Annotated in this window: 20 protein-coding genes; 12 read left to right on the plus strand and 8 right to left on the minus strand. The window is 73.4% G+C overall.

What is annotated here, in order from left to right; translation table 11 throughout:
• Window positions 1–38 precede the first annotated feature (38 nt).
• From ACIQFX_RS29550 to ACIQFX_RS29570, 5 genes are all read left to right on the plus strand, one after another.
• On the plus strand, window positions 39–764 hold the full coding sequence (locus ACIQFX_RS29550; RefSeq protein WP_402469507.1) for a succinate dehydrogenase: 726 nt from the start codon (window positions 39–41) through the stop codon (window positions 762–764).
• Between the two features lie 2 nt (window positions 765–766).
• Window positions 767–2,710: a fumarate reductase/succinate dehydrogenase flavoprotein subunit gene (locus ACIQFX_RS29555; RefSeq protein WP_402469509.1), complete on the plus strand. Its 1,944-nt coding sequence runs from the start codon at window positions 767–769 to the stop codon at window positions 2,708–2,710.
• The gene (locus ACIQFX_RS29560; RefSeq protein WP_402469512.1) at window positions 2,707–3,456 is read left to right on the plus strand and encodes a succinate dehydrogenase/fumarate reductase iron-sulfur subunit; all 750 of its coding nucleotides are present in this window, start codon (window positions 2,707–2,709) and stop codon (window positions 3,454–3,456) included. The genes ACIQFX_RS29555 and ACIQFX_RS29560 overlap by 4 nt, the downstream gene beginning before the upstream one ends.
• Window positions 3,457–3,750: 294 nt before the next feature.
• The gene (locus ACIQFX_RS29565) at window positions 3,751–4,140 is read left to right on the plus strand and encodes a tyrosinase cofactor (protein ID WP_402469514.1); all 390 of its coding nucleotides are present in this window, start codon (window positions 3,751–3,753) and stop codon (window positions 4,138–4,140) included.
• Window positions 4,141–4,162: 22 nt separating this feature from the next.
• A complete protein-coding gene (locus tag ACIQFX_RS29570; RefSeq protein WP_402469516.1) occupies window positions 4,163–4,990 on the plus strand; it encodes a tyrosinase family protein in 828 nt (275 codons plus the stop codon).
• 16 nt (window positions 4,991–5,006) lie between these two features.
• On the opposite strand, the gene ACIQFX_RS29575 is transcribed toward ACIQFX_RS29570, so the two are convergent.
• Together ACIQFX_RS29575 and ACIQFX_RS29580 are read right to left on the minus strand one after the other, a co-directional pair.
• The gene (locus ACIQFX_RS29575) at window positions 5,007–7,439 is read right to left on the minus strand and encodes an ATP-binding cassette domain-containing protein (RefSeq protein WP_402469519.1); all 2,433 of its coding nucleotides are present in this window, start codon (window positions 7,437–7,439) and stop codon (window positions 5,007–5,009) included.
• 53 nt (window positions 7,440–7,492) lie between these two features.
• A complete protein-coding gene (locus tag ACIQFX_RS29580) occupies window positions 7,493–8,509 on the minus strand; it encodes an MsnO8 family LLM class oxidoreductase (RefSeq protein WP_402469522.1) in 1,017 nt (338 codons plus the stop codon).
• 142 nt (window positions 8,510–8,651) lie between these two features.
• On the opposite strand from ACIQFX_RS29580, the gene ACIQFX_RS29585 reads away from it, so the two are divergent.
• The 3 genes from ACIQFX_RS29585 to ACIQFX_RS29595 are packed head-to-tail and all read left to right on the plus strand — an operon-like array spanning window position 8,652 to window position 13,441.
• Window positions 8,652–9,899, plus strand: a complete 1,248-nt coding sequence (locus ACIQFX_RS29585) for an ABC transporter substrate-binding protein (RefSeq protein ID WP_402469524.1) — start codon at window positions 8,652–8,654, stop codon at window positions 9,897–9,899.
• A 12-nt stretch (window positions 9,900–9,911) separates the two neighbouring features.
• Window positions 9,912–12,677 (plus strand): ATP-binding cassette domain-containing protein, encoded by a 2,766-nt coding sequence (locus tag ACIQFX_RS29590; RefSeq protein ID WP_402469527.1) that lies wholly within the window; start codon window positions 9,912–9,914, stop codon window positions 12,675–12,677.
• The gene (locus tag ACIQFX_RS29595) at window positions 12,674–13,441 is read left to right on the plus strand and encodes an ABC transporter ATP-binding protein (protein ID WP_402469529.1); all 768 of its coding nucleotides are present in this window, start codon (window positions 12,674–12,676) and stop codon (window positions 13,439–13,441) included. The genes ACIQFX_RS29590 and ACIQFX_RS29595 overlap by 4 nt, the downstream gene beginning before the upstream one ends.
• Window positions 13,442–13,600: 159 nt before the next feature.
• On the opposite strand, the gene ACIQFX_RS29600 is transcribed toward ACIQFX_RS29595, so the two are convergent.
• Window positions 13,601–14,266, minus strand: a complete 666-nt coding sequence (locus tag ACIQFX_RS29600; protein ID WP_402469533.1) for a deoxynucleoside kinase — start codon at window positions 14,264–14,266, stop codon at window positions 13,601–13,603.
• Between the two features lie 233 nt (window positions 14,267–14,499).
• Between ACIQFX_RS29600 and ACIQFX_RS29605 the strand changes: the two genes are divergently transcribed.
• On the plus strand, window positions 14,500–14,988 hold the full coding sequence (locus ACIQFX_RS29605) for a hypothetical protein (protein WP_402469535.1): 489 nt from the start codon (window positions 14,500–14,502) through the stop codon (window positions 14,986–14,988).
• 79 nt (window positions 14,989–15,067) lie between these two features.
• Here the strand turns inward: ACIQFX_RS29605 and ACIQFX_RS29610 are convergent, their stop codons facing one another.
• On the minus strand, window positions 15,068–15,286 hold the full coding sequence (locus tag ACIQFX_RS29610) for a dodecin (protein WP_402469538.1): 219 nt from the start codon (window positions 15,284–15,286) through the stop codon (window positions 15,068–15,070).
• 279 nt (window positions 15,287–15,565) lie between these two features.
• On the opposite strand from ACIQFX_RS29610, the gene ACIQFX_RS29615 reads away from it, so the two are divergent.
• The 3 genes from ACIQFX_RS29615 to ACIQFX_RS29625 all read left to right on the plus strand — a co-directional run bounded on the left by ACIQFX_RS29615 (window position 15,566) and on the right by ACIQFX_RS29625 (window position 18,723).
• The gene (locus ACIQFX_RS29615) at window positions 15,566–16,816 is read left to right on the plus strand and encodes an extracellular solute-binding protein (RefSeq protein WP_402469541.1); all 1,251 of its coding nucleotides are present in this window, start codon (window positions 15,566–15,568) and stop codon (window positions 16,814–16,816) included.
• A gap of 138 nt (window positions 16,817–16,954) precedes the next feature.
• On the plus strand, window positions 16,955–17,836 hold the full coding sequence (locus ACIQFX_RS29620) for a GNAT family N-acyltransferase (RefSeq protein WP_402469544.1): 882 nt from the start codon (window positions 16,955–16,957) through the stop codon (window positions 17,834–17,836).
• A complete protein-coding gene (locus tag ACIQFX_RS29625; protein WP_402469547.1) occupies window positions 17,833–18,723 on the plus strand; it encodes a lysophospholipid acyltransferase family protein in 891 nt (296 codons plus the stop codon). Before ACIQFX_RS29620 ends, ACIQFX_RS29625 begins: the two co-directional genes overlap by 4 nt.
• Here the strand turns inward: ACIQFX_RS29625 and egtD are convergent.
• The 4 genes from egtD to egtA are packed head-to-tail and all read right to left on the minus strand — an operon-like array spanning window position 18,618 to window position 22,904.
• The gene (egtD, locus tag ACIQFX_RS29630) at window positions 18,618–19,583 is read right to left on the minus strand and encodes an L-histidine N(alpha)-methyltransferase (protein WP_402469550.1); all 966 of its coding nucleotides are present in this window, start codon (window positions 19,581–19,583) and stop codon (window positions 18,618–18,620) included. The genes ACIQFX_RS29625 and egtD overlap by 106 nt on opposite strands.
• Complete coding sequence (gene egtC / locus ACIQFX_RS29635) at window positions 19,580–20,332, minus strand: ergothioneine biosynthesis protein EgtC (protein WP_402469552.1); 753 nt, start codon at window positions 20,330–20,332, stop codon at window positions 19,580–19,582. Before egtC ends, egtD begins: the two co-directional genes overlap by 4 nt.
• Window positions 20,332–21,648: an ergothioneine biosynthesis protein EgtB gene (gene egtB / locus ACIQFX_RS29640; protein WP_402469555.1), complete on the minus strand. Its 1,317-nt coding sequence runs from the start codon at window positions 21,646–21,648 to the stop codon at window positions 20,332–20,334. The genes egtC and egtB overlap by 1 nt, the downstream gene beginning before the upstream one ends.
• Entirely contained in the window at window positions 21,645–22,904 is a 1,260-nt protein-coding gene (gene egtA, locus ACIQFX_RS29645) for an ergothioneine biosynthesis glutamate--cysteine ligase EgtA (RefSeq protein ID WP_402469557.1), read from the minus strand. Before egtA ends, egtB begins: the two co-directional genes overlap by 4 nt.
• Window positions 22,905–23,072: the final 168 nt, after the last annotated feature.

Raw genomic sequence — 23,072 nt, forward strand, 5'->3', positions numbered from 1 at the left:
TTGGACCTCTCGGGTCCTTCGGCCCTAGCGTCGTACGCATGGCTCTGGCACCCACGAGGGACCGCACGGCGGGCCGCCCGCCGTCCCCCACACCGTCACGCGGATTCTGGTCGTCGACCCTCGGCAAGAAGACGGTCATGGCCGTCAGCGGGCTGATCATGCTCGGCTATCTCGTCGCCCATGTCGCCGGCAACCTGAAGGTCTTCTTCGGCCCCGAGGAGTTCAACGCCTACGGCCACTGGCTGCGGGTCATGGGCGCCCCCGTCCTGCACCACGAGTGGGCCCTCTGGCTCGTCCGGATCGTGCTGGTCGCCGCCGTCGTGGCGCACGCCGTCTCCGCGTACCAGCTCAGCCGGCGCGACCTGAAGGCCCGCCCCACGGCGTACGTCCACCGCCGCAGGCGCGCCTCGTACGCCACCCGCACCATGCGCTGGGGCGGGATCGTCCTCGCCCTCTTCATCGTCTGGCACGTCCTCGACCTGACCACCGGCACCGTCCACCCCGGCGGCTTCGAGGAGGGCAAGCCCTACCAGAACGTGGTCGACACCTTCTCCACCTGGTACGGCAACGTCGTCTACATCGTCGCCATGCTCGCCGTCGGCCTGCACGTCCGCCACGGCTTCTGGAGCGCCGCCCAGACCCTCGGCGTCGGCAACGCCCGCCGCGAGCGCCTGCTGCGGGCCCTCGCGAACACCCTCGCGCTCGTCCTGACCGCGGGTTTCGTCTCCGTCCCCGTCGCCGTCATGACCGGAGTGGTGAGCTGACCATGAGCTACCTCGACTACGTGACCGGCGAGCCGATCACCGACACCAAGGCACCCGAAGGACCCGTCGCCGAGCGCTGGGACACCCGCCGCTTCCAGGCGAAGCTGGTCAACCCCGCCAACCGCCGCAAGCACCGGATCATCGTCGTCGGCACCGGCCTCGCGGGCGGCTCCGCCGGCGCCACCCTCGCCGAACAGGGCTACCAGGTCGTCCAGTTCTGCTTCCAGGACTCCCCGCGCCGGGCCCACTCCATCGCCGCCCAGGGCGGCATCAACGCCGCCAAGAACTACCGCAACGACGGCGACTCCATCCACCGGCTCTTCTACGACACCGTCAAGGGCGGCGACTTCCGCGCCCGCGAGTCCAACGTCCACCGCCTCGCCCAGATCTCCGTCGAGATCATCGACCAGTGCGTCGCCCAGGGCGTGCCCTTCGCCCGTGAGTACGGCGGACTCCTCGACACCCGTTCCTTCGGCGGCGTCCAGGTCTCCCGCACCTTCTACGCCCGCGGCCAGACCGGCCAGCAGCTGCTGCTCGGCGCCTATCAGGCGCTGTCCCGGCAGATCGCCGCCGGGAACGTCGAGATGCACGCCCGTACGGAGATGCTCGACCTGGTCGTCGTCGACGGGCGGGCCCGCGGCATCGTCGCCCGCGACCTGGTCACGGGCGAGATCTCCACGCACTACGCGGACGCGGTCGTCCTCGCCAGCGGCGGCTACGGCAACGTCTTCTACCTGTCGACGAACGCCATGAACTCCAACGCCACCGCCGTCTGGCGGGCCCACCGGCGCGGCGCGTACTTCGCCAACCCCTGCTTCACCCAGATCCACCCCACCTGCATCCCGCGCACCGGCGACCACCAGTCCAAGCTGACCCTGATGAGCGAGTCGCTGCGCAACGACGGCCGCATCTGGGTCCCCAAGGCCAAGGGCGACACCCGCCCCGCCGCCGACATCCCCGAGGACGAGCGCGACTACTACCTGGAGCGGATCTACCCCTCCTTCGGCAACCTCGTCCCCCGTGACATCGCCTCCCGCGCCGCGAAGAACGTCTGCGACGAGGGCCGGGGGGTGGGCCCCGGCGGCCAGGGCGTCTACCTGGACTTCGCCGACGCCATCCGGCGCATGGGCCGGGGAGCGGTCGAGGAGAAGTACGGCAACCTCTTCGACATGTACGAGCGGATCACCGCCGAGAACCCGTACGAGGTCCCCATGCGGATCTATCCGGCCGTGCACTACACGATGGGCGGACTCTGGGTGGACTACGACCTCCAGACGACCGTGCCCGGCCTCTTCGCCATCGGCGAGGCCAACTTCTCCGACCACGGGGCCAACCGGCTCGGCGCCTCCGCCCTCATGCAGGGCCTCGCCGACGGCTACTTCGTCCTCCCGGCGACCATCAACGACTACCTCGCCCGCCACCCCCACGCCGAGCCCGTCACCGACGAGCACCCGGCCGTGCGGGAGGTGCTCGCCGAGACCGAGGACCGGCTGAACCTCCTCCTCGCCGTCGACGGGGACCGCACCCCCGACTCCTTCCACCGCGAACTCGGCGAACTCATGTGGGAGTTCTGCGGCATGGCCCGCACCGAGGCGGGCCTGCGCACCGCCCTCGACCGGATCCCGAAGATCCGGGAGGAGTTCTGGAGCCGGATCAAGGTCCCCGGCACGGGACAGGAGTTCAACCAGTCCCTGGAGAAGGCCAACCGGATCGTCGACTACCTGGAACTCGCCGAGCTCATGTGCCTCGACGCGCTCCACCGGGCCGAGTCCTGCGGCGGCCACTTCCGCGAGGAGTCCCAGACCCCCGACGGCGAAGCCGCCCGCGACGACGAGGAGTTCGCCTATGTGGCGGCCTGGGAGTTCGGCGGCGCCGGCGCTCCCGTCCTCCACCGGGAAGACCTCGCGTTCGAGTACGTCCACCCCACCCAGCGGAGCTACGCATGAGGCTCAACCTGCGCGTCTGGCGCCAGAAGAACGGCGGCGCCGAGGGCGCCATGGCCACCTACGAGGTGGACGGGATCTCCGCCGACATGTCCTTCCTGGAGATGCTCGACACCCTCAACGAGGACCTCATCCTGCGCGGCGAGGACCCCGTGGCCTTCGACCACGACTGCCGCGAGGGCATCTGCGGGGCGTGCAGCCTCGTCATCAACGGCGACGCCCACGGCCCCGAGCGCACCACGACCTGCCAGCTCCACATGCGCTCCTTCCGCGACGGCGACACGATCGACGTCGAGCCCTGGCGCGCGTCCGCCTTCCCGGTGGTCAAGGACCTCGTCGTCGACCGCAGTGCCTTCGACCGCGTGATCCAGGCCGGCGGCTACGTCACCGCCCCCACCGGGGCCGCCCCCGAGGCGCACGCCACCCCCGTGCCCAAGGCCGACGCGGACTCCGCCTTCGAGCACGCCGAGTGCATCGGCTGCGGCGCCTGCGTGGCGGCCTGCCCCAACGGCTCGGCCATGCTCTTCACCTCGGCGAAGGTCAACCACCTCAACGTCCTGCCGCAGGGCTCGCCCGAGCGGGAGACCCGCGTCCTCGACATGGTCGCCCAGATGGACGCCGAGGGCTTCGGCGGCTGCACGCTGACGGGGGAGTGCGCGACCGCGTGCCCGAAGGGGATCCCCCTGCCGTCGATCGCGGCGATGAACAGGGAGTGGCTGCGGGCGCGACGGAAGGCTCCCCGGGGCTGAGGCCGTTTCAGGACAGTCTGGCCGCGTGGGCCGGCCCACACCGCGCACCCCGGAACCGAAGATCGTCCAGAGAAAGATCATCTTCTCCGTAAGATCTTCGCTCCGGGGTGCTCCTGTCGCGTGCGACAGCAAGATCAACTCCGTTCAAACCTGTACTTACCGTGGCATGTTGTCCGCTTCACGGCCAACCGGTCGTACGGGATTTCCGCCGCGCCGACACCCCCGGGTACTGATGAGGACCACCGGGGGGTACACGACCAGACCCCCCGGTCGCACAGACCATTTGGGGGTTTCATGTCCAGCATCACCCGCCGCCGGGCCCTCGGCGTCGCGGCCGGCGCGGCAGGCGCCGCCGCGGGCCTCGCCCTGGCCGGCCACGCCGCCGCCGCACCCCGGGCCGCCGCTCCCGCGGCCGGCCCCGACCCCGCCTCCTTCGACGAGGTCTACCAGGGCCGCCGCATCCGGGGCGGGCCCTCGCACGGCGGCGGCCACCACGGGGGACACCACGGAGGCGGCTACTCCGTGACGATCGACGGCCGGGAACTGCACGTCATGCGGAACGCGGACGGCACCTGGATCAGCGTGATCAACCACTACGAGCCCGTCGCCACGCCCAAGGCGCTGGCCCGCGCGGCCGTCCGGGAACTCCAGGGCGCCCCGCTCGTACCCCTCACCCTCACCTGATCCGATCCGGAGCGGCACCACCATGACCGTACGCAAGAACCAGGCCACCCTCACCGCCGACGAGAAGCGGCGCTTCGTCGACGCGCTCCTGGAGCTCAAGCGCTCCGGGCGGTACGACACCTTCGTCACCACGCACAACGCCTTCATCATGGGCGACACCGACAGCGGCGACCGCGTCGGCCACCGGTCGCCCTCGTTCCTGCCGTGGCACCGGCGCTTCCTCATAGAGTTCGAGGAGGCACTGAGGTCCGTCGACCCGGCCGTCACCCTCCCCTACTGGGACTGGACGGCCGACCGCACCTCCCGCTCGTCCCTCTGGGCGCCCGACTTCCTCGGCGGCACCGGGCGGGCCCGCGACGGCCGGGTGACGGACGGCCCGTTCGCCCGCTCCGGCAACCGCTGGACGATCAACGTCCGGGTGGACGGGCGCGACTTCCTCCGGCGCGACCTCGGCGCGGGCGGCCGCCAGCTGCCCACCCGCGCCGAGGTGGACTCCGTCCTCGCCATGGAGACCTACGACACGGCGCCCTGGAACAGCTCGTCGGACGGCTTCCGCAACCACCTGGAGGGGTGGCGCGGAGTGAACCTCCACAACCGCGTCCACGTCTGGGTCGGCGGCCAGATGGGCACCGGGGTCTCGCCCAACGACCCGGTGTTCTGGATGCACCACGCGTTCGTCGACAAGCTGTGGGCCGACTGGCAGGCCTGCCACCCCCGGTCGACGTACCTGCCGGCGGCCGGCACCCCGAACGTCGTCGACCTCGGCGACACCATGCGCCCGTGGAACGACGTGACCCCGGCGGACATGCTGGACCACACCCGCCACTACACCTTCGACACGGCGGCCTGACCCCGTAGCAGCTGTCTCACGACCGTCCGTCGAGGCCCAGGGCCCGGGCCAGGTACGGCGCGGTGCGGCTGCCCGCCGCCCGCGCCACCTGGTCCGGGGGACCCGCGGCCACCACCAGGCCGCCCTCGTCGCCGCCACCGGGGCCGAGGTCGACGACCCAGTCCGCGGTGGCGACGACGTCCATGTCGTGCTCGACGACGACCACCGAGTGGCCGGCGTCCACGAGGCCGTGGAGCTGGCGCATCAGGACCTCGACGTCGGCCGGGTGCAGTCCGGTCGTCGGCTCGTCGAGGACGTACAGCGTGGGGGAGCGGTGCGGCCGCTGGAGCTCGGAGGCCAGCTTGATGCGCTGGGCCTCGCCCCCGGACAGCTCGGTGGCCGGCTGCCCGAGCCGCAGATAGCCGAGGCCCACGTCGAGCAGCGTCGTCAGGCTCCGGGCGGCCGCGGGCGTGTCGGCGAAGAACGCGGCGGCCGACTCGACGGTCAGGTCGAGGACTTCGGCGATCGTCAGCCCCCGCAGCCGCACCTGGAGCGTCTCCGGGTTGTAGCGGGCGCCGCGGCAGTCCGGGCAGGGCGCGTACGTGCTCGGCAGGAAGAGGAGCTCCACCGAGACGAAGCCCTCGCCCTGGCAGGTCTCGCAGCGACCTCCGGACACGTTGAAGGAGAACCGCCCCGCCTTGTAACCGCGGGCCTTCGCCTCCTCCGTCTCCGTGAACAGCTTCCGCACCACGTCGAACAGTCCCGTGTACGTGGCCAGGTTCGAGCGCGGGGTGCGGCCGATCGGCCGCTGGTCCACCGTCACGAGCCGGCCCGCGCCGGAGACCCCTTCGGTCAGCGCGCCGACCAGGGTCGACTTGCCGGACCCCGAGACCCCGGTGACGGCCGTGAGGACGCCGACCGGGAAGGCCGCGTCCACCGCCCGGAGGTTGTGCCGGGTGACCGGACCGGTCCGCAGCCAGCCGGCGGGGGAGCGGACCTCCCGCGCGGGCGCGGGCGCCCGGTCGAAGAGGAACCGCCGGGTCGCGGACGCCTCGACGTCCGCGAGTCCGCTCGGCGGACCGCTGTGCAGCACCCGCCCGCCGTGCACTCCGGCGCGCGGTCCGACGTCCACGAGCCAGTCGGCGTGCCGGACGACGTCGAGGTGGTGCTCGACGACGAAGACGGAGTTGCCGGCCGCCTTGAGCCGGTCGAGGACCACGAGCAGCGCCTCCGTGTCGGCGGGGTGCAGACCGGCGGACGGTTCGTCGAGCACGTACACCACGCCGAAGAGCCCGGAGCGGAGCTGGGTGGCGAGCCGCAGCCGCTGGAGCTCCCCGCTCGACAGGGTGGGGGTGGCCCGGTCCAGGCTCAGGTAGCCGAGGCCGAGTTCGGTGACGGTGGCGATCCGGGCGACGAGGTCGCCGGTGAGCACCCGCGCGGTCTCCCCGTCGTCCACCGTCGTGCCGCCGGTCGTTCCGTCTGCCGTGCCGCCTGCCGTGCCATCGGGCGTGTCGGCCGTCCTGCTGTCCGCCTTCGCCGACAGCAGCGCGGCCAGGGCCGTCAGCGGCAGCGCCGCGAGCTCCGCGATGCTCCGGCCCCCGAAGGTGACCGCGAGCGCCTCCGGCCGCAGCCGGCCGCCGCCGCACACCGGGCAGGGCGCGCTGGTCAGGAACCGCTCGGCCTTCGCCCGCAGGGACGGGCTCTTCGAGTCGGAGAAGGTCCGCATCACATAGCGGCGTGCGCTCATGTACGTGCCCTGGTACGGCCGCTGGATCCGGCCCGCCTCCCGTACCGGATGCACCGTGACGACCGGCTGCTCCTCCGTGAAGAGGATCCACTCCCGGTCCTTCGCGTCGAGCTCCCGCCACGGCCGGTCCACGTCGTGGCCGAGCGTGTCGAGCACGTCCCGCAGGTTCTTCCCCTGCCAGGCACCGGGCCAAGCCGCGACGGCACCCTGACGGATCGACAGGTCAGGGTCGGGGACGAGGAGTTCCTCGCTGGTCTCGTGGACCAGCCCCAGGCCGTGGCACGAAGGGCAGGCGCCCGCTGCCGTGTTGGGCGAGAAGGCGTCCGAGTCGAGCCGCTCCGCGCCCTCCGGGTAGCGCCCGGCCCGGGAGAACAGCATCCGCAGGGAGTTCGACAGGGTGGTCACCGTACCGACCGAGGAGCGGGCGTTCGGCGAGGAGCGCCGCTGCTCCAGCGAGACCGCCGGCGGCAGCCCGGTGATCTCGCCGACCGCGGGCGCCCCCACCTGGTGGATCAGCCGCCGCGCGTACGGCGCCACCGACTCGAAGTACCGCCGCTGCGCCTCCGCGTAGATCGTGCCGAAGGCCAGGGAGGACTTGCCGGAGCCGGACACGCCGGTGAACGCCACGAGCGCGTCCCGGGGGATGTCGACGTCCACCCCGGCGAGGTTGTGCTCACGGGCGCCGCGGACGCGGACGTACGGATCGTGGGGGTTGTCGTGCATGGTCCGATTTTAGCCACTGGCGACCGTTTGCCCTGGTGGGCGGGGTCTCGGTGTCACGGTCGCGGCGTCAGGCCGACGGCGCGGGCGAGCCCCCGGTACGAGGCGCTCAGGGCCGCCCGGTCGTACGTGCTCGTGGTGACCAGCACCTCCTGCGCCCCGGTCTCCGCCACGGCCTCCGCGAGGGCCGCGGCCACCTGCTCCTCCGTGCCGTGCACATGGCCGCGCAGCCCCGCCTCGTAGAAGCCGCGCTGCTTCTCCGTCATGGGCAGGGCCTCGATCCGCTCGGGCGCGTCGAGCGGCGGGAAGACGCCGCGGGTGCGCGAGTACGCCAGGGACCAGGCCTCGGGCACGAGCAGCCGCCGGGCCTCGGCCTCCGTCGCCGCCACCGCGACCGTGCCGGCCACGACGACGTACGGCTCGGCGGCCCACGGGGAGGGCCGGAAGCCGGAGCGGTAGGTGTCCACGGCGGCCAGCAGCCGGTCCCGGCTCCGCAGGTCCCCGATGACCAGCGGCAGGCCCGCGGAGGCGGCGATGGCCGCGCCCTCGCCCGTGGCGAGGACGAACGGCGGCACCCGCAGCCCCTCCGCCGGCCGGGCGTGCACCTGCGGGTGCGCCGTCCGCTCGCCGGTGAACCAGCCGAGGAGCTCCGCGAGCTGCTCCCCGAACCGGTCGACCTCGTCCTTGTCCCGCCCGAGGGCCCGCCGCACGCCGTCCGTGAAGCCCACCGAACGCCCGACGCCCATGTCGATCCGGCCCGGGAACAGCGACTCCAGGACGCCGAACTGCTCGGCCACGACCAGCGGCCGGTGGTTCGGGAGCATCACCCCGCCGGTGCCCACCCGGACGGCGGACGTGGCGGCCGCCACGGCGGCGGCGAGGACCGTCGGCGCCGAACCGGCCACCCCGGGCACGCCGTGGTGCTCCGACACCCAGAACCGGTGGTAGCCGAGGGCCTCCACCTCCCGGGCGAGGTCCACGGTGGCGCGCAGCGCGCGGGGGGCGTCCTCGCCCTCCCGGGTGCGGGAGCGGTCGAGGACGGAGAAGCGGATGCCGTCGGGGAAAGTGCTCACGCAGGGTGAACCGCGCGGGGCCGGGAGGGATTCCCGGGCAGCGCTCCGGCATTTCTGACAGATCATCAAATGATGCTGCATCAGTCATTGACGGTTCATCGGTTCGCTCACAGAATGCGGTCACCCGACGGAGGGATCGCCCGTGCCTCGACCGTTGCGCGTCATCGCCGCCGCGTTCGCCCTGCTCCTTGTCACCGCCTGCAACTCCGCCTCCAGCGGCGGCAGTACGCCCTCGTCCGTACGCGGAGTGACCGCCGACACGATCAAGGTCGGTGGCATCGTCTCCATGACGACCGCCAGCGGCTACTCCAAGAAGGACACCGATCTCGGCGCCCGGGCCCGCTACGACCGGGCCAACGCCGAGGGCGGCGTCAACGGGCGGAAGATCCGGTACCTGGGGGCCGAGGACGACGGCCAGGACCCGGCCAGGAACCTGGCGGCGGCCCGCAAGCTCGTCCAGCAGGACGAGGTCTTCGCGGTCGCCCCCATGAGCTCGGTCACCTTCGCCGGTGCGGACTTCCTCGACGGCCGGAAGGTCCCGACCGTGGGCTGGGGGACGCTCCCCTCGTTCTGCGGGCCGGCGTACCTCTACGGCTTCAACGGCTGCCTCGTCCCGACCCCCGGCGGCACGCTCAACCAGACCTGGCCCGAGAGCCTCGCGGCCGTCCTCGGCGGCGCGCGCGGAAAGTCGGTCGCGCTGATCGCCGGCGACAACGACGCCGGCAGGTTCGGCATCCGCACCTTCACCCAGGGCTTCAAGGCGGCCGGCTTCCAGGTCCCGTACGCCAAGGCCGTGGTCCCGGCGACCTCGATGCCCAGCGACTGGTCCGCGTACACCAAGGAGATCCTCCGCTCCGGCCCCGGCGGCGGCGCGCCCGACGCCGTGGTCTCCGTGATGCAGACGCCGTACAACATCGGCCTGTTCACCGCGCTCAAGCGGTCCGGCTACAAGGGGCTCCTCACCGACCCCACGGACTACGACCCGGGGCTGCTCGCCAAGGACGCCACGAAGCAGGCCCTCGACGGGGTCCACGTGCTCCTGCAGTTCCAGCCCTTCGAGTCGGACAGCCCCGCGATGCGGCAGTTCAAGGACGACATCAGGAAGGCCGCCGGCGGCAAGGACGTCCCCCTGAACATGCACATGATGACGGGGTACATGAGCGCCGACCTCTTCCTCGCGATCGCCCGGAAGGCGGGCAAGGACCTCACCGCGGAGTCCTTCCAGAAGGCCGCCGACGGCTTCTCCGACAGCGGCACGCTCGTGGGCGACCGCGCCGAGCCCAAGGGGCAGAAGGAGAGCTTCGGCTGCGGGGCGCTCGTCCGACTGTCCAAGGGGCGGTACGAGGTGGCGGTGCCCTTCACGTGCTACCCGCCGATCCCCTTCGGCTGAGGGGCGCGCCACGTGGGTGACCTGCTGGGCTTCGTCCTGAGCGGACTGGTCTCCGGCGCGCTGTACGCGCTGCTCGCGACCGGCCTCGTGCTCTCGTACTCCGCCTCCGGGGTGTTCAACTTCGCGCACGGCTCCACCGCCTACCTGTGCGCGCTGGCGTTCTACGAGCTCCACTCCGGCCTCGGCTGGCCGGCCGTGCCCACCGCGCTGCTGCTGGTGTGCGTGGTGGCGCCCGGCCTCGGCGGACTCCTGGACCGGCTCATGTTCAGAAAGCTGGCCGGGGTCGGGCAGACGGCGCAGATCGTGGCCACGATCGGTCTGCTGGTCGCGCTGCCGGCGGCAGGGCGGTGGGCGGTCGAACTCCTGGAGCGGGCCGGCGCCCCCGTCCTGCCCGCCGAGAACCAGTTCGGGCTGCCGGGCGTCGGGCCGAGCCCCGCCGTGTCCTGGCAGCCGGTCGACGGCGTGGGCGTCGACTCCGACCAGCTGATCACCTGGATCACCACGGCCCTCGCGGCCGCCGCCCTGTGGGTCCTCATGCGGCACACCCGGCTCGGCCTGCGGCTGCGGGCGGCGGTCGACGACCGCACGCTGACCGAGCTGCGGGGCATCAGCGCGGACCGGCTGTCCTCGATCGCGTGGATGCTGTCCTCCGGTCTCGCGGGCCTCGCCGGCGTCCTCGCGACCCCGCTCCTCGGCCTCTCCGCACACGACTACACGCTGTTCCTGTTCGTCTCGGCCACCGCGGCGGTCCTCGGGCGCTTCACGTCGGTGCCGCTCGCCTTCGCGGGCGGCCTCGGGCTCGGCGTCCTCCAGAACCTGGTCGCGGGGTACGCGTCGTTCACCGACGACATCACCGGCCTCCGCACGGCCGTGCCGTTCCTCATCCTCTTCGCCGGGCTCGTCGTCCTGGTGCGGCGGCAGCGCGCGGCGGGCACCGCCGCCGCGGACCCGCCGCCGGTCGACTACCTCGCGGGGAAGGGGTGGGGCCGCCGCTGGGGCGCCTGGGTCGTCGCCGGTGTGCTGCTCGGCACGGCGTTCTACACCGTCACCACCCCCTTCTGGAGCGGGATCCTCGCCCAAGGGCTCGCGATCGGGATCGTGTTCATGTCGTTCACGGTCGTCACCGGCCTCGGCGCGATGGTGTCCCTGGCCCAGGCCACGTTCGTCACCGCCGCCGCCCTCGTCGCGGGACTGCTGCTCAGCCACGGCTGGCCCTTCGTCGCCGCGGCCGCGGTCGGCACGGCGGTGGCGGCGCTGCTCGGCGCGGTCGTCGCGCTGCCCGCCCTGCGGCTCGGCGGCAGATCACTCGCCCTCGCCACCCTCGCGCTCGCCTTCCTCGCGGACCAGGTGCTCTTCCAACTCGGCCCGCTGCGCAACGGCGACACCGGATGGGAGATACCCCGGCCGGTCGCCGGCCCCGTGGACCTGGCCGACGACCGGGCGATGGGGCTCGCCCTCCTGCTGCTCGTCGCCGTGCTCGTCGCACTGCTGACCCGGTTGCGCGGCTCCCGCTGGGGCCGGGCCGTGCTCGCGGTCCGCTCGGCCCCCGAGGCCGCCGCGGCCTCGGGGGTGTCGGTGGTGCGGACGAAGCTCCTGCTGTTCACCGCGTCCGCGGGCCTAGCGGGCCTCGGAGGGGTGCTCTACGCCTCGTACAACACCCGGATCACGGCGACGGACTTCACCGCGATGACGGGGCTGGTGTGGCTGGCGGTGGTGGTCGCCGCCGGCGTGCGCAGGCCGCAGTTCGCGGTGGTGGCGGGGCTGGTCTTCGCCGTGGTCCCGCACCTGATGACGACGTACGTGACGGAGTCCGCCCACCTCCCCGTGATCCTCTTCGGCCTGGCGGGGCTCGCGCTGGCGAACGACCCGGACGGGTACTGCGCCGCGCTCCCGTCGAGACGAGCGGCGCGGCGCGCCGCGACGCGGGCGGACGACCGCCCCTCCGCACCGCCCCTCGCGCGTACACCCCTCGCGCGTACGCCCGAGCCGGTCGCCGCCGACCCCGGGAGCGCCGCCCCGGGAACGGACGCCGGCCCCGGGAACACCGCCCCGCGAACGGGCGGCGACCCCGCCGGGACGCCGAGCGCGCTCCGGCTGAGCGGCGTGCGCGCCGGGTACGGCGGCGCGCCCGTGCTGCACGGCGTGGATCTTGCGGTGCGCCCCGGCGAGGTGCTGGTGCTGCTCGGGCCCAACGGGGCCGGGAAGTCCACCCTCTGCCGGGTGGCGGCGGGACTGCTCCGGCCCACCGGCGGCGCCGTACGGGTCGGGGGCGAGGACGCCACCCGCGACGCGGCCGTCGCCCGGGCCCGCCGCGGGGTGCGGCTGGCCCCCGAGGGCCGGGGCGTGTTCGCCGGCCTCTCGATCGAGGAGAACCTGGCCCTGCAGCTGACGGAGGCCGAGGACCGGGACGCCGTGTTCGCGCGCTTCCCCGCGCTCGCCGCCCGCCGTACCGTCGTCGCCGGGTCCCTGTCCGGCGGCGAGCAGCAACTCCTCGCCCTCGCCCCGCTCCTCCAGCGGCCGCCGGCCGTCCTCGTCGCCGACGAGCCCTCCCTCGGCCTCGCCCCGCGCGTCGTGGAAGAGGTCTTCCACCTCCTGACCGAACTCCGCGCCCGCGGCACCGCGCTCGTCCTCGTCGAGGAGAAGGCCGCCGAGGCGCTCGACGTCGCCGACACCGTCGCGTACCTCGCCCAGGGCGAGATCGCCTGGTCCGGCCCGCGGTCCGCGGTGGACCGGGACCGGCTCGCCGAGGCCTACCTGGGGACGGGAGCCCGCCGATGAACTACCCCCTGCTGCACGCGAGCGGGATCGACGTCCGCTTCGGCGGCGTCCGCGCCCTGCGCGGCGTGACCGTCTCCGTGCGCCCCGGCGAGATCTGCGGTCTCATCGGCCCGAACGGCGCGGGCAAGACGACGCTCTTCGACGTGCTGTCGGGCATCCGGCGACCGGACGCCGGGGCCATCGCGTACGACGGCACGGACATCACCCGCCGCTCGCCGTCCTGGCGCGCCCGGCACGGCATCCGCCGCACCTTCCAACGCCAGCAGCTCTTCGGTCAGTTGACCGTCACGGACAACCTCGTCGTCGCGCAGGACTGGCGCGGCGGCGTGCGCCCCGCCGCGCGCCGCCACCGGCAGCGCGCCGCCGCCGTGCTCCAGGACTGCGGGATCGACGCACTCGCCGACGCGTACGCGGGCGGCCTGCCCGTCGGCCAGGCCCGGACGGTCGAGCTGGCCCGCGCCCTCGCCGACCCGCCCCGCGTCCTCCTCCTGGACGAGCCCGCCTCCGGCACCACCCCCGACGAGCGCCGGCGGCTCGCCGCACTCATCCGCCGCACGGCCTCCGAGAAGAACTGCGCGGTGCTCCTCGTCGAGCACAACGTGGCCTTCGTGATGGACCTCTGCTCCCGCGTCGTCGTACTCGACCTCGGCCGCGTCCTCGCCGAAGGCACCCCCGCCGAGATCCACGCCGACCCCGCCGTGCGCGAGGCCTACCTCGGCACCGGACCCGGTGGGACGGAGCGCGCGCACGGCTCCGATCGCTGAGGACGGGACCGCCGCCCGCGGACGGCGAACGGGCCTGCGCCGGCGCGGAGTTCCTCGGTGGTCCACCAGCTCCTGCGGGGGCACCCGGACGCCCGGCCGAGCTCGCCGCTCCTCCTGGCGCCGCCCCGGCACAGCCGACGTCAAGCGGGCGGGCGCCGGTCAGAGCACGCGGCGTCCGCCCTCCGCCAGGGCCTCCCTGACCTCGCGCGCCACACGGGCCGCGTCCTCCGGGTTGTGCACGACGTCCGTGTTGTTCATGTCGACGACGAGGACGTCGCTGGCCGAGTAGTGCTCGTGCACCCAGTCGTCGTAACCGGACCACAGCGTCCGGTAGTACTCGACGAGGCTCTCGTCCTGCTCGAAGTCGCGCCCCCGCAGCCCGATGCGGTGCATGACCGTCTCGAAGTCCGCCTTGAGGTAGACCATGAGATCGGGTGCCTTGCGGTACGGCAGGCCGTCGATCTCGCGCATCATCTCCTCGAGCAGCCCCTCGTACACCCGCATCTCGAGGGAGCTGATCCGGCCCAGCTCGTGGTTGACCTTGGCGAAGTACCAGTCCTCGTAGATGGACCGGTCGAGCACGTTGTCGCCCTGCTTGTACGCCTCCTTGATGGCGGCGAACCGCGTCTGGAGGAAGTAGAGCTGGAGCAGGAAGGGGTAGCGGTTCGCCTGGATCTCCTCGGGGCTCGCCGAGTAGAAGAGCGGAAGGATCGGATTGTCGTCGACGCTCTCGTAGAAGACCTCGCTGCCCAGCTCCTTGGCCAGCAGCTCGGCCACGCTCGTCTTGCCGATCCCGATCATGCCTCCGACGCAGATCACCGGCATACCTCGCTTCTCCCCGGGGTTCTTCTGTTCGTGGGCGGGGGAGACGGTGTCCCGCACACCCCTGTGACACGCGGTGGTCACGCGATTCCCCGGGATTCCCTGATCGAGGTCGGCCGCAGCCCGCGGCAATTTTAGATGATTCTCCCGCCCGGGCCGGCCGCTGGGCCCGGCCGGTCCGCACGCCGCCCCGCGCCCGCTGACCCGGGGGCCCCGCGGCTCCTACGCTGGGGCCCGTGACATCGGACAACAGGCCGCTGGCCGTCTTCGACCTCGACAACACCCTGGCGGCCACCGCGCACCGCCAGCACTTCCTGGAGCGCAGGCCCAAGGACTGGGAGGCGTTCTTCGCGGCGGCGCCGGACGATCCGCCGCTCGACGAGGGCGTCGCGCTGTGCCGCGAGGCGGCGGAGGAGTGCGAGGTGGTCTACCTGACCGGGCGGCCGGAGCGGTGCCGACGGGCGACCGCGGTGTGGCTCGCCGAGCAGGGTCTGCCCGAGGGGGCGATCCACATGCGGCGCAACCGCGACTTCCGGCCGGCCCGGGTGACCAAGGTGGAGATCCTGCGCCGGCTCGCCGCCGACCGCGCGGTGAGGATGCTGGTCGACGACGACACGGCGGTGTGCGACGCGGCGGAGGCGGCCGGCTTCCGGGTCGTGCGCGCCCGGTGGGCGGAGCCCTCCGAGGCGCTGCGGGAGGCCCAGGAGAAGGAGGGCCGTACCTGAGCGGGGCCGCTGCCGCCGGCGGTCGGACGGATGGTCGGTCGGACGGCCGGTCGGGGGAGGGTGGGGACGGGAGGGCTTCTCAGGCCACCTCGTCCTCCAGGCGGAAGCCGACCTTCAGGCCGACCTGGTAGTGCTCGATCGCGCCGTCGACGATGTGGCCGCGCACCTGGGTGACCTCGAACCAGTCGAGGCCCCGCAGGGTCTGCGAGGCGCGGTTGATGCCGTTGCGGATGGCCTCGTCGACGCCCTCCGTGGAGGTGCCGACGATCTCGGTGACGCGGTAGGTGTGGTTCGACATGGGGGCGGAGCTCCTCTCGGTGCGTTCCCTCCACGGTGCCCCAGGGCGCGTCGGCCCGCGACACGACGGGGGCCGGGCGGCGCACGGGGGCTACCGAAGGTAAGGGTTCCGCCTGCCCGATCTCGGGTCGGAAACGGGATGGTCCAGGACTTGACCATCCCGTTGGTCCAGACCAGAATCCAGGCCACATACCCGCGCGAACACCCCGTTCGGTCCCCCCATGTCGGGTCAGCCCCCCATGCCGCACGCCCCTGTGCTGAACCGCAGAAGGTGACCCACGTGAAGAACCGCCATCTCGCCTGCCCCCTGGCAGCCGTCACCGCGCTCGCCCTCGCCGGCTGCGGGATGCTGCCGGGCGGAGGCGGCCAGACGAAGACCGTCAGCATCTGGCTGATGAGGGACAGCGTCAGCGAGGACTTCCTCAAGCGCTTCACGGAGGCGTACGAGGACGAGCACGACGACGTCGAACTCGAGGTCACCATCCAGGACTGGACCGGCATCGGGAAGAAGGTCACCGAGGCCATCGAGGGCTCCGGCGGGCCGGACGTCATCGAGGTCGGCAACACCCAGGTCGCCCAGTACGCCGACACCGAGAAGCTCTTCGACCTCACCCTGGAGTCGGTGCGCGACCTCGGCAGCGAGGACTGGGTGCCCGGCCTCGCCGAACCCGGCAGCATCGGCGGCTCCCAGTACGGCATCCCCTGGTACGCCGCCAACCGCATCGTCATCTACAACAAGGACCTCTTCCAGGACGCCGGCATCGACGAGCCGCCGGCCACCCGCGCCGAGTGGCTCACCGACACCGAGAAGCTCAACCAGGACGGCAACCAGGGCATCTACCTGGCCGGACAGGACTGGTACACCCTCGCCGGCTTCATCTGGGACGAGGGCGGCGAGCTCGCCGTCGACAAGGGCGGCGAATGGACCGGCGCGCTCGAGTCGCCGGCCGCCCGGCGCGGCATGGCCTACTACAAGGAGCTCCAGTCCCTCGGCTCGGGGCCCAAGAACGCCGACGAGCAGAACCCGCCGCAGGCCGACGTCTTCGCCAGGGGCGACGTGGCCCAGCTCATCGCCACCCCCAGCGCCGTCGCCGCCATCCTCAAGGCCAACCCGGCGCTCAAGGACAAGCTCGGCTACTTCCCGATACCCGGCGCCAAGGCCGGTCAGCCCTGCGCCGTCTTCACCGGCGGCTCCGACCTGATCATCCCGGAGAACGCCCCCCAGCGCACCGCCGCCATCGACGTCGTCAAGGCGCTCGCCGGCGAGAAGTGGCAGTCCGAGCTCGCCCGCACCATGGGGTACGTGCCCAACAAGAAGAGCCTCGCCTCCGTCGTCGCCAACCAGGAGGCCACCGCCGTCATGGCCAAGGGCGCCGTACGTGGCCGGGCCACCCCCAACTCCCCTCAGTGGGCCAGCGTCGAGGGCGACAACCCCATCAAGCCGTACATGACGGCCGTCCTCATGGGCGAGGACCCCCTGAAGGCCGCCGAGGAGGCCTCGGGCGCCATCACGGACACGCTCGCCGAATAGCATTCAGCGTTCGCACACCGGCGATCCCCCGGACGGTCAACTCGAATCCAGCCGGTCACGGAAGAAGTAGGGAGCCGGGCCACCGCGCAAGCGGCCCCGGCCCGCCCCGTCCGCTTCCGTCCGCCGGAGGAGTTCGCCATGACCGCACCGACGCCCACGCTCGCCGTCCCCGCACCGACATCCCCGCCCGCCGTCCCCGCGCCGACGCCCCTGCTCGCCGTCCCCGCGCCGACGCCCCTGCTCGCCGTCCCCGCGCAGCCCGCGGTCCCCGCCGGCGAGCGGGAACCCGCCCCCCGGTACGTCGTCGGCCTCGCCCGCCACCAGGAGGACGTGCGGGCCGCCCAGCGGCTGCGCCACCTGATCTTCGCCGGCGAGATGGGCGCCCGGCTCGACGGGCCCGAGCCCGGCCTCGACAGCGACGCCTTCGACGCGTACTGCGACCACCTCCTCGTCCGGGAGGAGACCACCGGCGAGGTCGTCGGCACCTACCGCATCCTGCCGCCCGAGCGGGCCGCCGTCGCGGGCCGCCTCTACTCCGAGTCCGAGTTCGACCTCACCCGGCTCGCGCCCATCCGGCACGACCTCGTGGAGGTCGGACGCTCCTGCGTCCACCCCGCCCACCGCAACGGCGCCGTCATCGCCCTCATCTGGGCCGGCCTCGCCCGCTACATGACCGACACCGGACACGACTGGCTCGCCGGCTGCTGCTCCCTGCCCCTCGCCGACGGCGGCACCCTCGCCGCCGCCACCTGGGACACCGTCAAGGCCAAGCACCTCGCACCCGAGGAGTACTGGGTCACCCCGCACAAACTGTGGAGCCCCGACGGCATCGCCCGCCCCGAAGGCCGCACCGAGCTCCCGCCGCTGCTCCGCGGCTACCTCCGCCTCGGCGCCCAGGTCTGCGGCGCCCCCGCGCACGACCCCGACTTCGGCGTCGCCGACCTCTACGTCCTGCTCTCGCTCCGCCGCACCAACCCGCGCTACCTCCAGCACTTCCTGTCGCTCGCCCCGGCGCGGTGAACGGGCCCACGGCACCCTCGCCGTGGCTCCCCACGGCACCCTGCACCCCGGGCCGCTGCACCGCCCACCCGCACACCGGCGGCGACCACCGGGCCGTCGGCGCCGTCCTCGCCGTCCTGCGGCTGGCCGCCGGCACCGGCACCGTCCTCCTCGGCCTGCTCCTCGCACCCGGCACCGTGCTGCTCCCGCCCGCCGCCCGGCTCGCCCTCGTCCGCTCCTGGGTACGGGCCGTGGTCCGCGCCTTCGGCGTACGCGTCCGGTACGCGGGCGCCGCCCCGGCCGAAGGCCCGCTCCTGATCGTCGCCAACCACGTCTCCTGGCTGGACATCCCCCTGGTGGCCGCCGTGCTGCCCGGCCGGATGGTCGCCAAGGCGGAGGTGCGGGGCTGGCCGGTCCTCGGAGTGCTCGCCGCCCTCGGCGGGACCCTGTTCCTCGACCGGGACGGGCTCCGGGCCCTGCCCGGCGCCGTACGCGCGATCGCCGGGGTGCTCGGGGCGGGCGGCCGGGTCGTCGTCTTCCCCGAGGGGTCGACCTGGTGCGGCCGGGCCGGCGGACGCTTCCGGCCTGCCGCGTTCCAGGCGGCGCTCGACGCCGGGGCGGACATCCAGCCCGTACGGATCGACTACCGGCCCGCCGGGGCGGCGGCCTACGTCGGCGACGACCCGCTCGGCGCCTCGCTGTGGCGGGTCGTCACCACCCGCCGCCTCACCGCGGAGGTCCGGCTGCCGGAGCGGATACCCGCCGCCCGGCACCCGGACCGGAAGTCCCTCGCCGCCGCGGCTCAGCGCGCCATCGCGAGCGACAGCGCGAACCTGCCCGCACCGTCCGTCCACCAGCGGTCCAGGTCGAGGTCCGCCTCCGCCAGCTCGGCCCGGACACCCGCCTGACGGAACTTCGCCGACACCTCCGTACGGATCTCCTCGCCCGCCGCGAACGGCACCACGAGGTCCAGCTCCGGGATCTTCACGGTGAGAGCGTGGCGGGCGCGCAGCCGCATCTCGATCCACTCCCGGTCGGCGTCCCACACCGCCACGTGGTCGAACGCCTCCGGGTCGGCGTCCGCGCCCAGCTCCCGGTCGATCACGGACAGCACGTTCTTGTTGAAAGCGGCCGTCACCCCGGCCGCGTCGTCGTAGGCGGCGACGAGCGTCGCCTCGTCCTTCACCAGGTCCGTGCCCAGGAGCAGCGCGTCACCCGGCGAGAGCATCGCCCGCACCGAGCGGAGGAACGTCCGCCGCTCCTCGGGCAGCAGGTTGCCGATCGTGCCGCCGAGGAAGGCGACCAGACGCGGCCCCGGCGTCCCGGGCAGCCCGAGCCCCCGGGTGAAGTCGGCGACCAGCGCGTGCACCCGCAGCCCCGGCCGCTCGGCCAGCAGCGACTCGGCCGCCCCGGTCAGCGCGGACTCGCTCACGTCCACGGGGACGTAGCTGTCCAGACCGGGAAGCAGCGCGTCGATCAGGAACCGGGTCTTCTCCGAGGAGCCGGAGCCCAGCTCCACCAGCGTCCTCGCGCCGGTGGCGGCGGCGATCTCCGGGGCCCGCTCCGCCAGGATCTCCCGCTCCGCCCGCGTCGGGTAGTACTCGGGCAGCCGGGTGATCTCCTCGAACAGCTTGCTGCCCCGGGCGTCGTAGAACCACTTCGGCGGCAGCTCCTTGGGGGAGCGCGTCAGCCCGTGCAGGACGTCGGCGCGCAGATCGGCGCCGGCGGCGTCGTGGGCGAGGGTGCGGGTCAGCTGGAACGTGCTCACGCGGACGGCTCCTTGAGCGGGGTGAGGGTGACGTCGGTGCGGGTGGCGGTCACGAGCGTGTGACCGGGCACCTCCCGCCAGCGCGGATCGACGTCGTACGGTTCGGAGGCCACGACCACCCGGTCGGGACCCGTCAGGTACCAGAGGCTGTCCCCCCAGGTCGTCGCGGCGATCGTGCTGCCGTCGGTCAGCAGCAGGTTCAGCCGGGACCCGGGCGCCGCGGCGGCGGCCTCCCGCACGGTGTCCGCGAGCGCCCGGCCGGGCGCGTCCCCGGCCCGCAGCCGGTGCAGCACGAGGGCCCACAACAGCGCCGAGTCGGTCCGCGCCTCCAGGGAGAGGAGCTCCCCGGCCGGGAGTGCGGCCGCCAGGGGGGCCATGGAGCCGGGCCAGCCGGCGACCGCCCCGTTGTGGCTGAACAGCCAGGGCCCGCCGGCGAACGGCGCCGCCGCGGCCTCCCCGTCCGCGCCCGGCAGCGTGGCACTCCGTACGGCGGCGAGCACCGCCCCCGAGCGCACCACGCGGGCGAGGTCCGCGAACGACAGGTCGCCCCAGATCGGCCCGGCCCGCCGGTACCGCGCGGGCACCGGATCGCCCTCCGCGTACCAGCCCACACCGAAGCCGTCGGCGTTCACCACGCCGCTGGCCTGCGTACGGGGCTCCCACGACTGCCGCAGCAGCGCGTGCTCCGGCCGAAGGACCAGCTCGCCGAGCGCCACCGGATCGCCCACGAAGGCGATGTGACGGCACATCAGTCGAGCTCCGCGCTGCGCGCCGTCCGGAAGCCCGAGAAGATCTGGCGCCGCACCGGCAGGTCCCAGTTGCGGAACGTGCCCCGGCAGGCGACCGGGTCCACCGCGAACGAACCACCGCGCAGCACCTTGTGCTCGGGGCCGAAGAACACCTCCGAGTACTCCTTGTACGGGAAGGCCGTGAACCCCGGGTACGGCAGGAAGTCGCTCGCCGTCCACTCCCACACGTCGCCGACCAACTGCCGCACGCCCAGCGGCGAAGCGCCCTCCGGGTAGCTCCCCGCGGGGGCCGGCCGCAGGTGCCGCTGGCCGAGGTTCGCGTGCTCGGGACCCGGATCGGCGTCGCCCCACGGATAGCGCCGCGAACGCCCGGACACCGGGTCGAACCGCGCGGCCTTCTCCCACTCGGCCTCCGTCGGCAGCCGCCGGCCCGCCCAGCGCGCGTAGGCGTCCGCCTCGTACCAGCTCACGTGCAGCACCGGCTCGTCCTCCGGCACCGGCTCCGTCACGCCGAACCTGCGGCGCAGCCACTGCCCGCCCTCCCGGCGCCAGAACAGCGGCGCACCGATGGAGTGCTCCCGGATCTGCGCCCAGCCCTCCGGCCGCCACCAGCGCCGCTCCGTGTAGCCGCCGTCGGCGATGAACGCCAGATAGGCGCCGTTCGTCACCGGCACGGTGTCGATGTGGAACGCGGGCACCAGGCGGGGATGCGCCGGGCGTTCGTTGTCCAGCGCCCACGGCTCGTCCGAGGTCCCCATCGTGAACGGGCCCCCCGGCACCAGCACTTCGGCCGGCAGCGGCCCGGAGCGCCGCACCGGCGGCGGGGGAGCGGACAGCGCCGCAGGTCCCTTCCGCAGCTGGTGGGTGATCAGCATCGTCTCGTCGTGCTGCTGCTCGTGCTGGGCGATCATCCCGAAGGCGAAACCGGCGTCGAGGAGCGGCCGCCCCTCCAGGGGAGTGCTCTCCAGCACGTCGAGCACCCGGATCCGCACGTCCGCCGCGTACGCGCGGGCCTCGCGGGGAGGGAGCAGCGGAAGGGACGGGCGGGTGGCCCGCGGATGCTCGAACGCGTCGTAGAGCGAGTCGATCTCGGGCCGCAGCGCCTCCCGCCCGGCGACGGCCCGCCACAGCCACTGCTCCTCCTGGTTGCCGATGTGCGCCAGGTCCCAGACCAGCGGCGACATCAACGGAGAGTGCTGCGCCGTCAGTTCGCCGTCCTCCACGCAGTTCGTGAGGAGCGCCGTCCGTGCCCGCGCCACGGTCAGCGCGTCGAGGGCACGTTCGCGCAGGGCCTCCGGATCCGTTCCTTCGGTCATGACGTCACCGCCTGGAGCTCGTCGGCCGGGCAGCTCCCGGGGATCACGTACCGTTCCTGGAAGGCGGCGACCGCGCGCCGCACCGTCCCACTCGCCCCGACCCGCGGCAGCGCGTCGAGCGCGACCGCGAACACGGTCCGCGCGGCGGCGTGCAGCTCGGGATCGGTCAGACCGTCACGGGCCGCCGCGGACCAGAGCGGATTGCGCGGAGCGGGCCCCGAACCGGCCCGCTTCCCGAGCGGTTCGAGCGCCCGGTAGACGGTCTCCGCCGCCGCCGCGTCCTCGAACACGGCCGTCGTCACGGCCACCGGGACCATCCACCCGTCGGCGCCCCGCTGCGCGTCGACCATCCGCAGCTCCAGATGGCCACGGGGCCGCACCGGCGGGAACAGCGTCGTCACGTGGTAGCGCAGATCGTCCGCGTCGGCCGGCCGGGGCAGACCCGTCCGCAACCACTCCCGGAACGTCAGCCCCTCCGGCACCGCCCACGGACCCTCGTCGGCCCGCACGCACAGCACCGGGGTGTCGAGCACGTGAGCCGTCCACTCCGTGCGCGGCTCGCCGTCGGGCGGGGGCGCCAGCGTCCGTACGGGGTCGAGCTCCGCCCACAGCGCCTGCCGCGTCGAACGCCAGCCGGTCCGGCGGCCGCCGTGCACGGCCGAGTTGGCGAACGCCGCCACCAGCACCGCGCCCAGCAGATGGGCCAGCCGCCAGCGCCGCTCGTAGCCCAGCGGCCCCGGCTCCTCGACACCCGCGTCGAGACAGATCTGCACCGAGGCCGAGTCGCACATCATGGCCCGCCCGGCCGAGCCGGTGCGGCCGAGCGCCGTCTCCATCGCGTCGTAACGGGGCTCGTGCAGCACCCTCTCGCGCGGCGCGAGCCACGGATCCACCCCGTACCCGCTGAGCGTGAGACCGAGCGGCCCCAGCGCGCCCCGCACCGCCCGCAGGTCGGCCGCGAGGGAGTCGAGGCATTCCATGAGGGAACCGGCCGGGCGCGAGCTGAGCTCCAGCTGCCCACCGGGTTCGAAGGTCAGGAGCGACACCAGTGGCAACGACCGCACGGCGTCGACCGCCGCCGCGAGCCTCGGCGGCCGTACGGGCGTCCGCGGGTCCCGCAGGTCGTGCACCAGCCACTCGAGCTCCGCCCCCACCGTGCGGGGCGGGCCGGTCTTGAAGCAGATACATCGCAGCAGGTCCTCCGCCTCTCCCTCGGTGAGAGGGGGCCCACCGCGCGGTATGCCGCTCGGGTCCATCCGTGCACCTCCAGGTCATGGGGACACGCCCCGGGAAGTCGTTGCTTCCACCTAAAGCCACCTCCGACCGGCATGCAAGAGCGCCCCAAAGGCCCCGCGTGCTCCCCCTGTGCCCCTGTTCGTCAGAAACCCCTTCCCTCCGCCCCGGCCCGCCCCGCCCGAGCCCGC

This window comes from Streptomyces sp. NPDC093089 (assembly GCF_044754405.1).
Classification (GTDB): Bacteria; Actinomycetota; Actinomycetes; order Streptomycetales; family Streptomycetaceae; genus Streptomyces.

What these genes read in the sequence shown, in the direction of transcription:
- ACIQFX_RS29555 (WP_402469509.1), top strand. Translation starts at nt 767, where the DNA reads ATGAGCTACCTCGACTACGTGACCGGCGAGCCGATCACCGACACCAAG.
- egtC (WP_402469552.1), bottom strand. Translation starts at nt 20,332, where the DNA reads ATGTGCCGTCACATCGCCTTCGTGGGCGATCCGGTGGCGCTCGGCGAG.
- ACIQFX_RS29565 (WP_402469514.1), top strand. Translation starts at nt 3,751, where the DNA reads ATGTCCAGCATCACCCGCCGCCGGGCCCTCGGCGTCGCGGCCGGCGCG.
- ACIQFX_RS29550 (WP_402469507.1), top strand. Translation starts at nt 39, where the DNA reads ATGGCTCTGGCACCCACGAGGGACCGCACGGCGGGCCGCCCGCCGTCC.
- ACIQFX_RS29560 (WP_402469512.1), top strand. Translation starts at nt 2,707, where the DNA reads ATGAGGCTCAACCTGCGCGTCTGGCGCCAGAAGAACGGCGGCGCCGAG.
- ACIQFX_RS29570 (WP_402469516.1), top strand. Translation starts at nt 4,163, where the DNA reads ATGACCGTACGCAAGAACCAGGCCACCCTCACCGCCGACGAGAAGCGG.
- ACIQFX_RS29620 (WP_402469544.1), top strand. Translation starts at nt 16,955, where the DNA reads ATGACCGCACCGACGCCCACGCTCGCCGTCCCCGCACCGACATCCCCG.
- ACIQFX_RS29610 (WP_402469538.1), bottom strand. Translation starts at nt 15,286, where the DNA reads ATGTCGAACCACACCTACCGCGTCACCGAGATCGTCGGCACCTCCACG.
- ACIQFX_RS29600 (WP_402469533.1), bottom strand. Translation starts at nt 14,266, where the DNA reads ATGCCGGTGATCTGCGTCGGAGGCATGATCGGGATCGGCAAGACGAGC.
- ACIQFX_RS29595 (WP_402469529.1), top strand. Translation starts at nt 12,674, where the DNA reads ATGAACTACCCCCTGCTGCACGCGAGCGGGATCGACGTCCGCTTCGGC.
- egtA (WP_402469557.1), bottom strand. Translation starts at nt 22,904, where the DNA reads ATGGACCCGAGCGGCATACCGCGCGGTGGGCCCCCTCTCACCGAGGGA.
- ACIQFX_RS29575 (WP_402469519.1), bottom strand. Translation starts at nt 7,439, where the DNA reads ATGCACGACAACCCCCACGATCCGTACGTCCGCGTCCGCGGCGCCCGT.
- egtB (WP_402469555.1), bottom strand. Translation starts at nt 21,648, where the DNA reads ATGACCGAAGGAACGGATCCGGAGGCCCTGCGCGAACGTGCCCTCGAC.